Annotated in this window: 16 protein-coding genes; 5 read left to right on the top strand and 11 right to left on the bottom strand. The window is 63.7% G+C overall.

Annotated features, from left to right (window positions below):
• Positions 1-91: 91 nt before the first annotated feature.
• Positions 92-826 (top strand): metallophosphoesterase family protein, encoded by a 735-nt coding sequence (locus CT676_RS23520; protein WP_135215501.1) that lies wholly within the window; start codon positions 92-94, stop codon positions 824-826.
• Between the two features lie 28 nt (positions 827-854).
• Here CT676_RS23520 and CT676_RS23525 read toward each other — a convergent pair whose 3' ends face one another.
• Together CT676_RS23525 and CT676_RS44185 are read right to left on the bottom strand one after the other, a co-directional pair.
• Positions 855-1,277, bottom strand: coding sequence for a hypothetical protein (locus tag CT676_RS23525; protein ID WP_028159056.1), 423 nt, complete (start codon positions 1,275-1,277; stop codon positions 855-857).
• Positions 1,278-1,328: 51 nt separating this feature from the next.
• Positions 1,329-1,574 (bottom strand): hypothetical protein, encoded by a 246-nt coding sequence (locus tag CT676_RS44185; protein ID WP_039146277.1) that lies wholly within the window; start codon positions 1,572-1,574, stop codon positions 1,329-1,331.
• A 162-nt stretch (positions 1,575-1,736) separates the two neighbouring features.
• Here CT676_RS44185 and CT676_RS44190 point away from each other — a divergent pair, with 162 nt between their 5' ends.
• Positions 1,737-1,955, top strand: a complete 219-nt coding sequence (locus CT676_RS44190) for a hypothetical protein (RefSeq protein ID WP_167768127.1) — start codon at positions 1,737-1,739, stop codon at positions 1,953-1,955.
• A 13-nt stretch (positions 1,956-1,968) separates the two neighbouring features.
• On the opposite strand, the gene CT676_RS44195 is transcribed toward CT676_RS44190, so the two are convergent.
• Positions 1,969-2,352 carry a hypothetical protein gene (locus CT676_RS44195; protein WP_167768122.1) on the bottom strand — a complete coding sequence of 128 codons (384 nt, stop codon included), beginning with the start codon at positions 2,350-2,352 and terminating at the stop codon, positions 1,969-1,971.
• A 766-nt stretch (positions 2,353-3,118) separates the two neighbouring features.
• On the opposite strand from CT676_RS44195, the gene CT676_RS44200 reads away from it, so the two are divergent.
• The 3 genes from CT676_RS44200 to CT676_RS23545 all read left to right on the top strand — a co-directional run bounded on the left by CT676_RS44200 (position 3,119) and on the right by CT676_RS23545 (position 4,646).
• Positions 3,119-3,292: a hypothetical protein gene (locus tag CT676_RS44200; protein WP_167768128.1), complete on the top strand. Its 174-nt coding sequence runs from the start codon at positions 3,119-3,121 to the stop codon at positions 3,290-3,292.
• 224 nt (positions 3,293-3,516) lie between these two features.
• The gene (locus CT676_RS23540; RefSeq protein ID WP_014497530.1) at positions 3,517-3,768 is read left to right on the top strand and encodes a hypothetical protein; all 252 of its coding nucleotides are present in this window, start codon (positions 3,517-3,519) and stop codon (positions 3,766-3,768) included.
• Between the two features lie 500 nt (positions 3,769-4,268).
• Positions 4,269-4,646, top strand: a complete 378-nt coding sequence (locus CT676_RS23545) for a VanZ family protein (protein ID WP_135215502.1) — start codon at positions 4,269-4,271, stop codon at positions 4,644-4,646.
• A gap of 24 nt (positions 4,647-4,670) precedes the next feature.
• On the opposite strand, the gene CT676_RS44205 is transcribed toward CT676_RS23545, so the two are convergent.
• The 8 genes from CT676_RS44205 to CT676_RS23585 form a co-directional block, all read right to left on the bottom strand.
• The gene (locus tag CT676_RS44205; RefSeq protein ID WP_166350037.1) at positions 4,671-4,955 is read right to left on the bottom strand and encodes a hypothetical protein; all 285 of its coding nucleotides are present in this window, start codon (positions 4,953-4,955) and stop codon (positions 4,671-4,673) included.
• A gap of 124 nt (positions 4,956-5,079) precedes the next feature.
• Complete coding sequence (locus CT676_RS23555; protein WP_135215504.1) at positions 5,080-5,526, bottom strand: hypothetical protein; 447 nt, start codon at positions 5,524-5,526, stop codon at positions 5,080-5,082.
• Between the two features lie 147 nt (positions 5,527-5,673).
• Positions 5,674-7,401, bottom strand: a complete 1,728-nt coding sequence (locus tag CT676_RS23560) for a chemotaxis protein (RefSeq protein ID WP_135215505.1) — start codon at positions 7,399-7,401, stop codon at positions 5,674-5,676.
• A 5-nt stretch (positions 7,402-7,406) separates the two neighbouring features.
• Entirely contained in the window at positions 7,407-8,498 is a 1,092-nt protein-coding gene (locus CT676_RS23565; RefSeq protein WP_135215506.1) for a chemotaxis response regulator protein-glutamate methylesterase, read from the bottom strand.
• Between the two features lie 16 nt (positions 8,499-8,514).
• Positions 8,515-9,369, bottom strand: a complete 855-nt coding sequence (locus CT676_RS23570) for a CheR family methyltransferase (RefSeq protein WP_071916273.1) — start codon at positions 9,367-9,369, stop codon at positions 8,515-8,517.
• A gap of 138 nt (positions 9,370-9,507) precedes the next feature.
• Positions 9,508-11,310 carry a methyl-accepting chemotaxis protein gene (locus tag CT676_RS23575; protein WP_135215507.1) on the bottom strand — a complete coding sequence of 601 codons (1,803 nt, stop codon included), beginning with the start codon at positions 11,308-11,310 and terminating at the stop codon, positions 9,508-9,510.
• 60 nt (positions 11,311-11,370) lie between these two features.
• Complete coding sequence (locus CT676_RS23580) at positions 11,371-11,847, bottom strand: chemotaxis protein CheW (protein ID WP_014497538.1); 477 nt, start codon at positions 11,845-11,847, stop codon at positions 11,371-11,373.
• 36 nt (positions 11,848-11,883) lie between these two features.
• The gene (locus CT676_RS23585; protein WP_135215508.1) at positions 11,884-13,581 is read right to left on the bottom strand and encodes a methyl-accepting chemotaxis protein; all 1,698 of its coding nucleotides are present in this window, start codon (positions 13,579-13,581) and stop codon (positions 11,884-11,886) included.
• Between the last annotated feature and the right edge of the window lie 35 nt (positions 13,582-13,616).

A 13,616-nucleotide genomic window follows, 5' to 3' on the forward strand; every position in this document is an offset into this window, starting at 1 on the left:
GGCAGGGGTAGAAAAAAACCTGCTCGGACACCCAAATTCGCCGATAGCATATTGACATCCCGGGCGAAGCTCTTTGAAAGAGTTGCACCCCATGTCCATGATTGCGCCCCGAAATTCGCCGCGGCCGAAGCTACCGAACGGCGTGCGCATCTATGCGATCAGCGATATCCACGGCTGCGCCCATCTGCTCGAGCAGATGTTCGCCGTGATCGATGCGGACATGGCGAACAGCCGGCCATATCGCGCGATCGAGGTCTTCCTCGGCGACTACATCGATCGCGGACCGGACTCGCGTCATACCCTCGATCTCCTGATCAACCGCAGCCGCCGCCGCAACACCGTCTTTCTCAAGGGCAATCACGAGGCCTATTTCACCTCGGTGCTGGAAGATCCCGCCCGCGCCGCCGAATGGTTTCAGTTCGGCGGGCTCCAGACCCTGATGTCGTACGGCGTGTCGGCCGCGCCCGGCCTTGGCAAGGACGAGTTGCCCGATCTGGTGCGCGAGCTCACATCCATGATGCCGCCGGAGCACATCGCGTTCCTGCGCCAGTTGCGGCCGACCTTCACATGCGGCGACTTCTTCTTCGTCCATGCAGGGGTGCGTCCGGGAATTCCGCTTTCCGAGCAGCGCGAGCAGGATCTGTTGTGGATCAGGGACGAGTTCCTGCAAAGCAATAGGCGCTTCGGCAAATACGTCGTGCACGGCCATACGCCGGTGAAGCAGGCCGAGCTGCTCGAGAACCGGGCCAACATCGATACCGGGGCCTATGCCACCGGAAACCTGACGCTGCTGTCCATTCAGGGCAACAGCATGCTCGCGATCTAGCGGCCTCGCTCGCGCGCCGTACCGGGCGTCAGTTGGTGGGGCTCGCCGGAGGCCGGTAGTCCGGGAAACGGCTCAGCATCGCCGCCTTCAGGAACTTGAAATGGGCGATCGAGGCGCCAAGCTCCTTGAGCCGGCGCTGGCCGTTCAGGATTTCCTTGTCGAACAGATCCTGGTGGTGATTGTCGAGCGCCTCGCGCTCGAGATATTCGTCGTCGCCGTTCCCGATCGTCACGGCGGCGCGCGCCAGCACGTCCTCGACCCGGCGGTTGAGACCCGACTGCTCGCGCTCCGCCGCATGCAGGGCGTCATCGATCGCAATCATGATGGCTTCGATGCGGGTGCGATCGGTTTCGGCGTCGCGCTCGGGCGAGCGCGCGCGGAACACCTGCTCTCCGCCGAAACGGTCTTTCAGGAAGTTATGGGTGCGGGCCCGCAGGAAGAGCTGAAACATGCGTGCATTTTCCGGTTCGAGGCGCCAGACCAGAAAATGGGCCCGCGATGGTTAATAAAGGTTGAATCCTTCGCGCCGCTCGGTGCGGCTTTGCGCCATCCAGGCCCTCCAGGCCCCCTCATGCTTCTCATAGAGCTCGAGCCTGCGCCGCTCGCCGGCATCGGGCGCGACCTGCGCCTGCTCGCTGTCGAGCCGCTCGAACTCGAACGTCTCCTCGGGCGTCAGGCCGATCAGGACGCGGCGACCTCCCCCGTCGACGAAATACCGCCGTGGCGCGTTGTACGTCGGGCTCGTCATGGCGTCTCCCCGAAATCCCGTCATGATTCACTCCCTTCCGCCGCCATGCGAGCCGCAACGCGAGAACCGCACACCGGATGTAAATCCTCAGAATGCACGCCGTGCCCTCGCCAATGAACTGTTCTGCCGGAACGCGGTGGGACTGTAGGGACGGTGGAACGGATGACGCTCCGCGCGCTCGCGGGGCCGCAGCGCGCGTGTCGCATAGCCTACGCCAAAGCCAACGAGGAGCGAGACCAGGATCGCGAGCAGCATCATTCGCAATTCGTTCCAGTGATACTGGCAGTCTCATCCTCGAGTTGTGTCGAGATCATGATCACCGCCGCTGATTTTCTCGTCATGCCAGGGATTTTTTTGGGCAGCACCCTGCATGCGAAGTGATCGGGCTCGTGCGTCAGCCGAAAAACCAGAGGAACAATCGCACCAGCAACAGCGTGATGAAATACACCCAGCCCGCCATCGCGATCAGCGCAACGCTGAAAAACGCGCCTTCAAACGCCCGCTCTCTGAGCTTGGTGAGAGGAAGTGCCGCTCGCGCCTTTTGAAGCATCTCGGTCTTCTTGATTTTGTTGATTTTGATTTGTTCGTGCGCGCGCACCATAGCCGAACGAATTCGACGATCTCGTGACGACTCAACCGAGAGAAGCACAATACTGCTCGTCAAACCGCTGCCGCATGCATCGCGATTGGATTTTTTCTCGTTCGAAGCCGTTGCGACCAACCGACGCCGATTCAATTCAAGTTGATCGCTCGAATCGACGTCGTGATTTCGAAGCAAACAATGTCGTGATCTCGAAGCACTTAATTCCTAATCGCGCACAAGTGCTGACGCCGAAACGCCGTACCATCCATTGTCAAGTGGAGGTTGCCGGCCTGAGCTTGGAGGACATTGAGGGACACATCGCAGGGAACAAGTTCCCTGCTCGCCTCCGTCGCCAGCATGGCGTCCAAGCAGCTCCTGCCTGTCTTCGGCAAGCCGATGATCGAGTGCCTGTGATCCACCCTGACGTTCGCCGACCTCAGGAGAATCCTCATCACCACCACGCCGCAGGACCGGTCGCTGTTTCGACGGCTGCTCGGCGACGGCTCGAGGATCGGCACTTCTTCCATGCTCATCAGAACAGTCCGCGCCGATTGGCCGAACTGCTGAGTCGTGCCGCAGCGTCGCGACGCGGAGTCGTGATCTCGGATATCGGCAGGCGCCCCCCGCGAGGATTTCGAGCGCGGACTTGCGAAGACCGTCCACCGGTTCTGCGACAACCGGACGTGGTGGCAGAACATCCCCAATCCCCACCATCACAGCGTGCAGATCGATCTTGGTTAGCGAAACTCCGTGGTTATACGGAGCGCAACGCGCCGATTTCATCGCGGTAAGGTTGAGCAGTTAGCTTAATCCGCGTTGTTTGTTGCGAACCTTAGTGGATCGCATATCCATCTTCTCACCGGGCTCCCCCAGGCCCGGCCCCACCCAAGCAAAGCCGTCGAGCGAACGTGGGTCCGCTTGGCGGCTTTGTCTTTGTGTCGACGAGAGGATGATTTCGGTTATGGTGCGCAGGCCCTGGTCGTTCAAGGAAGACCGCCGGCTGATGGAATTGGCCAAGTCTTCGACTTCGCTGGAAGAGGCAGCAAAACTTCTCGGGCGCTCGCCCGATGCGATCAAGCGTATGGCCTTGCGCCTCGGCCTGTCGCTCAAATCCAAGGGCGCCAAGAAGGGCTAGCGGCGGCCGCGCGCGACACGTCATGGACGGGTGCGTCCGCCTCATCAATCGATGCATGGCAGCCGCCAATCGACATGGGCCGATCGCTTTCAGCGCTCTCGATCTCTCCGCGCCCGGCTGCTAGACTATCCAACGACGAAGATTGAACATCGTCCCTTTTCGGCGCAGAACGGTCGCCGGACTGGCTTCGGTCTCAGTTTGATAGATTGTTGGAGGAATGCACCATGTTGTCCCGCGCGCTCGCCGTAGCTCTGCTCCTGGCTCTGCCCTCAGTAGCGTCGGCGCAAGTCCCCGTGGGGTTCGGATTTCCAAACGGCGCGCCGTGGTGCGCCTTCGGTTTCGATTGCCGATTCCTGAATTACCGGGAATGCGCCGACTGGATTTTCGATCCCGCGCGCAACTGCCTCAAGAATCCGTACTTCGCAGCCCACTACCCGACCAATGTCGACAAGGGCTGGTCCTACAATCGGCGTTGAAACGTCGATCCCTGCGAACGGCTTGGTCATGGGGTCAGGCGCGTTGCTTTGTGCCTGACCGGGGTGGCCTGGTTTTGTCGATGACGAGAATTTGGGCAGGGACGATCGCCTGCCCTTTCCCCTGAAGGCGGAACTCTCAGCCGCGCTCCGCATTGATTTCGAAAGAAAAGCGGGAGGCGGAGCCGTCATGACAAGCTCTTTCCTTATCGTGATGTCGATCTGGTTCGGCATCAACTTCCTGTTCTTGGCAGTGCGGCTTTGGGTCACCAGGCCGAAGAACTGGCAGATGAATGCCTGCCCTCGCCAACTCAGCACCGTCCGCGTGAGATCGCGACTACACCGCCGCGTTTGACGTCAAGTGAATGCATGCGGATTGGGCCGTAGCCAGGGCTCCGCGGCTCGCCCGTGAACCTTGGTTCATGCCCTCGAGGGTTTGTGAACCTTAACGATGTTCTTGGCTTTCGAAAGCGGCCAGCCGGTCGACCGGCTATGTTGGCGCAATGCGCCGCAATCATCTCATCGCAGCCGCGGTTATCTGTCTCGTGCTCATCGTCTATGCGACGCTGGCCAAGCTCGCGGGCCGGCCGGCACTCATGGGCCACGCGGAGGCCTACTGGGTCGTCGTGATTGAGCGCTTCAGCGCCTACGGCCTGCTGGGCTTCCTGCTGGGCTTCCTGCTGTCCTTCCTGCTACCGGGGCGCGTCAAGCTGGCTTGCGCGTTCGTGGTCGCCGTCGCAGTCGGGTTAGAGGTCTTGCAGGCCGTGACGCCGGATCGTGATCCACGATTCATCGATGTGCTGCAAAAGGCCGCCGGCGGCACCGTCGGCGTCCTTCTGGCCCAGACCATCCTGGCTTTCCTGCCGAGGCCGCCGTCCTGAGGCGGCCGCCGGCGCCGCGAGAACTTACGCCACTCCGCGCCGCAAGCTCGGCTGACTGGTCGAAAGAACCCCGGACATCTGCCGATGGGCATCGCGCAGCGCCGTGATCGCGTCATCGAGGTCGAATTCGGCTTCGCGAACGGTCTCGAAGAACCGGGCCATCAAAGCGAGGTTCAGCTTGACGCGGGTGTTCCCGTCGCGGCTCTTGCGGCGATCGAGCGAAAGATGCAGCGCCTGCATCCTGGCCTCGGCAGCGCTGCAGCCGCTGAGGGTCGCGAGTTCGTCATATGTCATCCAGATCTGAGGCATGTCCCTGTCCGCCTTTTGTTATGGGCCCCAACCTAGATTTCACCTCTAAAACTAATGTTGCCGCAGTCCAGTCGCGCCGTGATTTCGCGACAACAGCGTCAATGCAAAGCTAAAAACCGGCACCTTACGACACAGGCGCCTTGGGCGGCGCGAACGGGTGACGCGGCCGGGAACGGTTGTCGAGGCCCTTGGGCAGCTTGTCGGCGTTGAGCTTCACGACCGCGCATTTGGCGTCGGCTGCCGGCGCATCTTCCTGGCTGTAGATCAGCGTCGCCTCGAACTTCACGTCGGGTGCTTCCTTGGCCGTTCCCGAACAGCTCGCCACCAGGCCGTTGCACACACCCGAAAGTTTGACCTCGACCTCATCAGGCCCAAACACGCTCAGCGGACCGTCAGCATGCCGGTTCACGGTCAGGACGGCCGAGAAGTGCCGCTCATCGACCCGGTAGGAACCACCATAAGTGAAGAAGCTGTCGCGGCCCGAGATCCGGCCCTCGGCCAGATCCACGATGCCGGTGCCCTGACCTCGTGGGGTCCTGAACCAGGCAGCGTATTTACCGTCTCTCAGCATGGGGAATTTCCGAGGTGAAGATCGCCCTGTATTTGCGACCAACTCTGGGGCGCGACAATGACCTAACGGCCAGCCCTTCGGGCAAGGTTAATGCTCGGAAAACCCAATCCGTCGAATGCCGCCGACGCGCGACGCCGGCGGCGAACGTCAGAACAACTCTATGCCGTCATCCGCGGTCTCGACCGCTTCGACGCGGCGCGTGGCGACGATCGACGCAAGGCCAAGCGTTTGCAGGAATTCGCGGTGAACGTCCCGCTCGCGCTCCATCGTGTAGCGCGCGAAGAGATCATCGAGCATCGCCTGATCCTGCGCCTCCGGCTGCGGCCGCTGCGCGCCGGCGCTCGCGGTCTCGAGCCGCGCGGCAACCGCAGGCAAGGCTGCGGAGCTCTCGCCTAGCGAGCTCATCAGACCTTGCGCCGAATTCATCAGGCCTTCGAATTCCGCGCCTTCATCGACGAGCCGGCTCATCAGCTTGCCGAGCCGTTCGTTGCCGACCTCGACCTCGCGCAGCGCCTGGAGGATCTGCGGCTCGAACTTGGCGAGCTGCGTGGGATCGCCCCGGACGCGGAGCTCCTTCAGCTCGTTCGCAGAGCGCTCGATGCCGTCGAGCACGGGCCGCAGGCGCCCCGCGCCCGCCGAAACCTGGTCGGCGGTCGCCTTGAGCTCGTTGGCGATCACGACAAACGCGCTGCCGCGACTGCCCAGATGGCTTGCTTTCAGGCCAGCATTCATTCCGATCAGGGTGATGTCGACGGTCGCCTCGGCAAGTCCGGCGATGGCCTGGCGAAACTTTGCCAGCGTGTCCTCGACGAAGGCGAGCGCCTCGTCGACCGATCGGCCGGCGCTCTCGCAGGTGGCGATCAGGGTCGAGGCATGTGCCAGTGCCTGCTTGATGCGCGCGAGGAACGATGACGAGCCGCCATCCTCGCCGCCGAACAGATTGCGGCCATGGCCGACGACGTTGCCTGCATCGTGCAGGATGGCGGTGAGCGCGCGAACGATCTGGCCGATGTCGCCGCCGAATTCGCGCTGGGCGTCCCTGAGCAAGGCCGCCTGCAACTGGCAGATCGCGCGCGCGCCGTCCTCGCTCGCGCCCCGTTCGGGAACGAGGCTCGGCGCAGCTTCCGACGCCTGGCCGAGGCCATGACAGACATGTTCGAGGCGCTGGCGCGTGCTGTCACCTGCCTGCAAGGAAATGATTGCGCCGCCGACCGCCTCGGCGATCTTCCTGGTGCTGGTGCTCGCGAGGTCGGCGAGCTGGCTGCTGTCGCGGCGCTGGCCGCGCAATCCGGAATAGGCTGCGCCGAGTTCGGCGCTCTCCGACACCAATTGATTCCGGTAACGGCTCTCGAATTCCTTCTGCCTGCCGGACGCGGTCGCAACGGCTTCCGACAGGCGCTGCTGGTCCCGCGCGCAGCCCTCGATCGAACCTTGTACCGCCTTGCCGAGATCATAGGCTTCCTGCGTGAAGGCGAGAAAGCCCTCGCGGTCGCCATCCAGCGAAGCCGCCTCGATCCGCGCGCTGCGCGCGATGATGGTGATCATCTGGATATGCTTGAACAGCGGCTTGAGCAGCGAGGACGCCTCCGCCGTGCTGGTGCCGATGGTCGCAAGCAGCGCGCTCTCGGACGGCAGCGCCTCTGCCAGTTCGCTGAGCCGCGCGGCGATCTCCTGTAGCGCGGTGGCCGCGCCCTCGATCTCGGCGCCGGAGAGTTCCTCCGAGAGCGTCGCGAGGCCCTGGTTCAGCTCCTTGAAGATGAGGTGGCCGCGACCGAGCTCGTGACCGACGCGCGCGAAGACGTCCTCGATCCGCGACGAGACATCCTCGATCGCGACAATCGCCTCGGTGAGCGTGTTGGCTGGAATGGCGGACATCGCAATCAACCTGCCACCGCAACGTGTCCGGCCTGATACCAGAGCATGATCTCGCGCGGGATATGATGCAGCGAGACGACCTTCTCGACACCGCCATGCGCGATGGCTTCCTTGGGCATGCCGAACACCACGCAGCTCTCCTCGTCCTGCGCGCGGGTCGAGGCGCCGAGCTTGCGCATCTCCAGCATGCCGCGCGCGCCGTCGTCGCCCATGCCCGTCATGATCACGCCGAGCGCATTGGCGCCGGCATGCTGGGCCGCGGAGCGAAACAGCACGTCGACCGAGGGGCGATGCCGCGACACCGGCGGGCCGTCCTTGATCGCGATCTGGTAGCGCAGGCCGATGCGCTGGAGCAGCATGTGACGGGCGCCCGGCGCGATATAGGCGCAGCCCGGCAGCACCGGCTCGCCGTCCTCGGCTTCCTTGACACGGACCTGGCAGACGCTGTCGAGACGCCTGGCAAAGGCCGCGGTGAACCCTGCCGGCATGTGTTGGACGATGACGATGGGAGGACAGTGCGGCGGCAGCATCTCGAGGACGTCGTTGAGCGCTTCGGTCCCGCCGGTCGATGCGCCGATGCACACGATGCGTTCAGTGGTCGGCCGGACCTTGCCCTGCACCGGCGGCGGGATGATGGCGTCGGCGGTCAGCTTCCTCTCGATCATACGGCGCTCCGCCCGCGGACGCACCCGCGCGCGCGCTGCCGATTTCACAGCCTCGCGCAGCCGCGTCGAGCATTCGAGCAGCGCCTGCCGGGTGTCGATCTTCGGCTTCGGCACGATGTCGACCGCGCCCGCCTCGAACGCCTCGAACATCACGTTGGAACCTTCCTCGGTGAGCGAGGAGCAGATGATCACCGGGATCGGGCGCTGCGCCATGATCTTGCGCAGGAAGGTCATGCCGTCCATGCGCGGCATTTCCAGGTCGAGGATCATGACATCGGGGATTTCGTACTGGAGGCGGCGCGCCGCCGCGAACGGATCGGAGGCCGCCCCCATCACCTCGATGTCAGGATCGTCGTTGAGGATCGTTTGCAGGATTTGGCGCACCGACGCCGAATCGTCCACGATCAGTACGCGAACTTTCTCCCTCGGCATTCTGGTTGCGCTCCGGCTAGACCTTGAAAATAGTTGGCTGAACTTGCTTCAGACCCGGCACTGCACTGTGAATCATTGATTCCGAATGACCGACCAGAAGATAGCCGCCGGGCCGCAAATGGCTGCACAATTGCTCGATCACCTTGCGCTGGGTCTCGCGCTCGAAATAGATCAGGACGTTGCGGCAGAAGATGATGTCGACGTCCCGGTCGACGGGGTAGGACTTATCCATGAGGTTCATCCTCATGAAATGCGTCATGCGCCGCAATTCTGGCACCACCCGCACTTCGCCGCGCAACTTGTCCCGCGACGACAGGAAATAACGCTTCACGAAGGGCTCCGGCACCGGGGCGAGCACGTCGCGGGTGTAGATCGCGGACTTGGCAAGGCGCAGCACCGCGGTCGAGATGTCGGTCCCGAGGATGCGGTACTGAAACCGCGAGCCGTTCCGCGTCATGTCGTCCAGCACCATGGCGGTGGTGTAGGCTTCCATGCCGGTGGAGCTCGCCGAGCTCCAGATCTTCAGGTTCGCGTTCTTCCGCCCGTGCGACTTGAGCAGGGCCGGGATCGCGACGTCCCTCATGAAGGTGAAGTGCTGGGGCTCCCGGAAGAAGTCGGTCTTGTTGGTCGTCACCACATCGATGAGATGGGTCAGCTCGGTGTCGAAATGATCGGCCTCGAACAGGTTGTCGACATACTCGTTGAGGTCGGAGAAGTTCAGCGCGCGCACGCGCTTGTGCAGCCGCCCCTCCAGCATCAGCCGCTTGCCCTGCGGCAGCTTGATGCCGACCTGGCCCTCGATCAGTTCGGCGATGGTCCGGAAGTGACGGTCGGACAGATGGACGACCGTATCCTGCACGGCGGGCATCATGGCTGAATGCCCCGATCCGCGATGGCCGCCTGCACTGAATATTGGGCCGAACGGGCCATCTTGAATCCCACGCGTTTACACGATCACTGACGGCGGATCGGCCCACCGGTGAAGGATGGGCCGACCTCTTGACCGCTCTCAGCGCTGGAAATCGGCGTCCCGATCGTCCTCGCCGTCGTTCATGTCGAAGGCGAAGCCGCCGCCACCGGCCGCCTTCACCGCGCGCGCCGGCCTCGCCTGCGGCTTCTTGGCCGGCCGCTCAACGGCCGCCATTGTCGCCGCCTTGGCGCGGAGCTGGGTAACCGCCCGGTCGATCGGCGCGGCGGCCTGGCTGCGTCCCTGCTCGATGCGGAAATAGGCGATCGTCGACTGAAGCTGCTCGGCCTGCGAGGCGAGCTCCTCCGAGGTCGAGGAGACCTGTTCGGAGGCGCTGGCGTTCTGCTGGCCGACCTTGTCGAGCTGCTGGATCGCCTGGTTGATCTGGGCCGAGCCGACGTCCTGCTCGCGGCAGGCGGCGGTGATTTCCTCGACGAGCTCAGCCGTCCTCTTGATATCAGGGACGAGCTTGGAGAGCATATTGCCGGCCTCCTGCGCGACCTTGACGGTCTCAGTCGAGAGCGTGCCGATCTCGGCGGCGGCCGCCTGGCTGCGTTCGGCGAGCTTGCGCACTTCGGACGCAACCACGGCAAAGCCCTTGCCGTGCTCGCCGGCGCGCGCAGCCTCGACCGCGGCGTTGAGCGCGAGCAGGTCGGTCTGGCGCGCGATCTCCTGCACGATCGTGATCTTCTCGGCGATGGTCTGCATCGCGTTGACGGCGCGGCCGACGGCGGCGCCGCTGGCTTCCGCGTCCTTGGCGGACTGCGCGGCGATCTTCTCGGTCTGGTTGGCGTTGTCGGCGTTCTGCTTCACGTTCGAGGCCATCTCTTCCATCGAAGAGGAGGCCTCCTCGGCGGACGAGGCCTGTTCGGTCGCGCCCTGCGAGAGCTGCTCGGCACTGGCCGAGAGCTCCTGGCTGCCGGCGGAGACGTTCTGCGCCGCGGTCAGGGCTTCCGACACGATCTGACGGAGCTTCTCCACCATGCGCTCGAGCGCAAGGCCGAGCGTATCCTTGTCCGACAGCGGTTTGGCCTCGACCATGAGATCGCCCTGCGCGATCTGGTTGGCGAGCGCCGCCGTCGCGTTGAGGTTGACCGTCATCGCGTTCAGCGACTTGATGAGATCTCCGATCTCGTCATTGCTGGAGGACTCGATCTTGTGGCTGAGATCGCCGATCGCCACCGCATCAGCGAGGCCCACCGCCCGCGCCAGCGCACGGCTGATGTTCAGCGCAATCCAGGTCGCCGCGACCGCGGCGATCAGGAGCGAGGCAATGACCAGGCTCATCAGCAGCATCTCGGCGCGCGCACCGTCCTGCTTTGACTGCTCGGCCTGCTCAGCCATGTTCTTCTTGACATTCTTGATGTAGACATCGGCCGCTTCGATCGCGTCCGCAACGACCTTGCGGCCATCATGCATGGAGCGATCCAGGGCCTTCGGCTTGTCGGTCTTCGCGAGCCGGACCGTCTCGTCCTGATAGGCGTTGAGCTTGGCGAAGGCGACGTTGAAGACCTCCATCAGCTTCTTGCCGCTTTCGCTGGCGGCCGCGTAGATCTCGTCCTTCGACTTGGTGATCGCGTCGCGGTTCTTGATGAGGTCGGCCTGGAACTGCTCGTGTTCCGCATCGGACGCTGCGAGAATCGCGTTCTTCTCCGCGCGCACAAGGAACAGGATGCCTTCCTTCAGCTCCGCGGCCTTTTCCATCCGGCCCGCACGGCTGACCAGAAGCTCGGTGGTGCTGACCATGTCCGCCAGCTTCAAATAGCCGACCGCACCGGCGATCATGGACAGCAGGATGACGACGCCGAAGGCGCTGGCAAGCTTGGCTTTGACGGTGAATCTCATGTCAGTCTCGTTGGTTCGAATTGGGGTGCTTACGCTTGACCACGCTTCACGCTTGCAAATTCAGGCGGCGCGAGAGGTATCGCGCCCTTCCGGGATCTCGTCGTTGGCCATCAGCTTGGCGAGATCGAAGATGACGACGAATTTCTCACCCTTGCGGCCGATGCCGGCGGCATAGTCGGACTGCCATTTGCCGCCGACCTCGGGGATGGGCTCGATCGCCTCCTCGTCGATATCGGTGACCTCGAACACGCAATCGGCGACGAAGCCGACGCCGACCAGGCGATCCTTCATCGGCACGTCGAGGATGATGATGCGGGTCGCTTCGGTCGCTTCCACGGCCGGCAGGCCGAGCTTGGTGCGGAGGTCGACGATGGGATAGCCGCTGCCGCGCACGTCGATCATGCCGAGCAGGAAATTCGGCGCATGCGGCAGCCGTGAGATCGGCCGCATGTCGAGAATTTCCCGGACATTGCGGATGCTGATGCCGAACGTCTCGCCGGCGAGCCCGAGCGTCAGATATTGCGAGGTTGCGGCCATGGTACGGTCCAGAGTCAGATTGTTTTCAAGTTGCGGTCAGCGCTGAAACTCGGCGTCGCGGTCGTCTTCGCCGTCCTGCATGTCAAAGGCGAAGCCGCCGCCATTGGCGACCTTCATCGCGCGCGCCGGCTTGCGGGCGGGCGCGGGCTTCTTGACGCCGCGGTCCACTGCCGCCATGTGCGCGGCCTTGGCGCGGAGCTGGGTGACCGCACGGTCGATCGGCGCGGGCGCAGCAGCCTCGCCGCGACCGGCATGCTCGATGCGGAAGAACGAGATGGTGGACTGAAGCTGCTCGGCCTGCGAGGCGAGCTCCTCGGAGGTCGAGGACACCTGCTCGGAGGCGCTGGCGTTCTGCTGGCCGACCTTGTCGAGCTGCTGGATCGCCTGGTTGATCTGGGCCGAGCCGACGTCCTGCTCGCGGCAGGCCGCCGTGATCTCCTGGACCAGCTCGGCAGTCTTCTTGATGTCGGGCACAAGCTTGGACAGCATGTCGCCGGCTTCCCGCGCGACCTTCACGGTTTCCGTCGACAGCGTGCCGATGTCCGCCGCTGCCGCCTGGCTGCGTTCGGCGAGCTTGCGCACTTCGGACGCGACCACCGCAAAGCCCTTGCCATGCTCACCGGCGCGCGCGGCCTCGACCGCGGCGTTGAGGGCAAGCAGGTCGGTCTGGCGCGCGATCTCCTGCACGATCGTGATCTTCTCGGCGATTGTCTGCATCGCATTGACGGCACGCCCCACGGCGACGCCGCTGGCTTCCGCGTCCTTGGCCGACTGCGCGGCGATCTTCTCGGTCTGGTTGGCGTTGTCGGCATTCTGCTTCACGTTCGAGGCCATCTCTTCCATCGAGGACGAGGCTTCCTCGGCCGACGAAGCCTGTTCGGTCGCGCCCTGCGACAGCTGCTCGGCACTGGCCGAAAGCTCCTGGCTGCCGGCCGAGACGTTCTGCGCCGCGGTGAGTGCTTCGGCGACGATCTGCTTGAGCTTCTCGACCATGGAGTTCAGCGAGGTAACGAGATCGCCGATCTCGTCGTTGCTTGTGACCTTGATCGACTGGCTGAGATCGCCATCGGCAACCGCGCCGGCGAGCCCGACGGCGCGGCCGAGACCGCGGGAGATGCTCAAGGAAATCCAGATCGCGGCGATCAGGCCGATGACAAGCGAAGCCAGCACGGCCGAGATCAGCAGGAGCTGGGCCCGGTTGCCGTCCTCGTGAGCCTGGGCCGCCTGAGCGGCCATGTTCTTCTTGACGTTGGTGACGTAGACGTTGGCGGCTTCCATGGCCTCGGCGACCGCCTTGCGGACCTCGGTCATGGAGCGCTCGGCGGCTTTCGCCTTGTCGGTCCGGGCGGTCTTGAGGGCGTCGTCCTGAACGGCGTTCATCCGCGCATACGCGACGCCGAAATTCTCCATGAGTTTCTTGCCTTCGGGGGAAGCCGCGGCCTGGATCTCTTCCTTCAACTTCGAGAGCGTCTCGCGCTGCTTGGCGATTTCGGCGATAAAACGATCCGCCTCGCCTTCAGGCGCGAGAATGAGGTTCTTCTCGGCGCGAACCTGAAGCAGGATACCCTTCTCGATCTCCGCCGCACGGTCCATCCGGTTGGCACGCGACACCAGACTGTCGGCGGTGTCGATCATCTCGCTCAGTTTCACATAAGCGAGGCCGCCCGCCGCCATCGACAGCAACAGGACCACACCGAACGCGATGGCAAGCTTTGCCTTGACCGTGAATCTCATTTCCAGCCCCTACCCCAGTCTCGCCCCGAGACCTC

The organism is Bradyrhizobium sp. MOS001, assembly GCF_004634465.1.
GTDB classification, from domain to species: Bacteria; Pseudomonadota; Alphaproteobacteria; order Rhizobiales; family Xanthobacteraceae; genus Bradyrhizobium; species Bradyrhizobium barranii.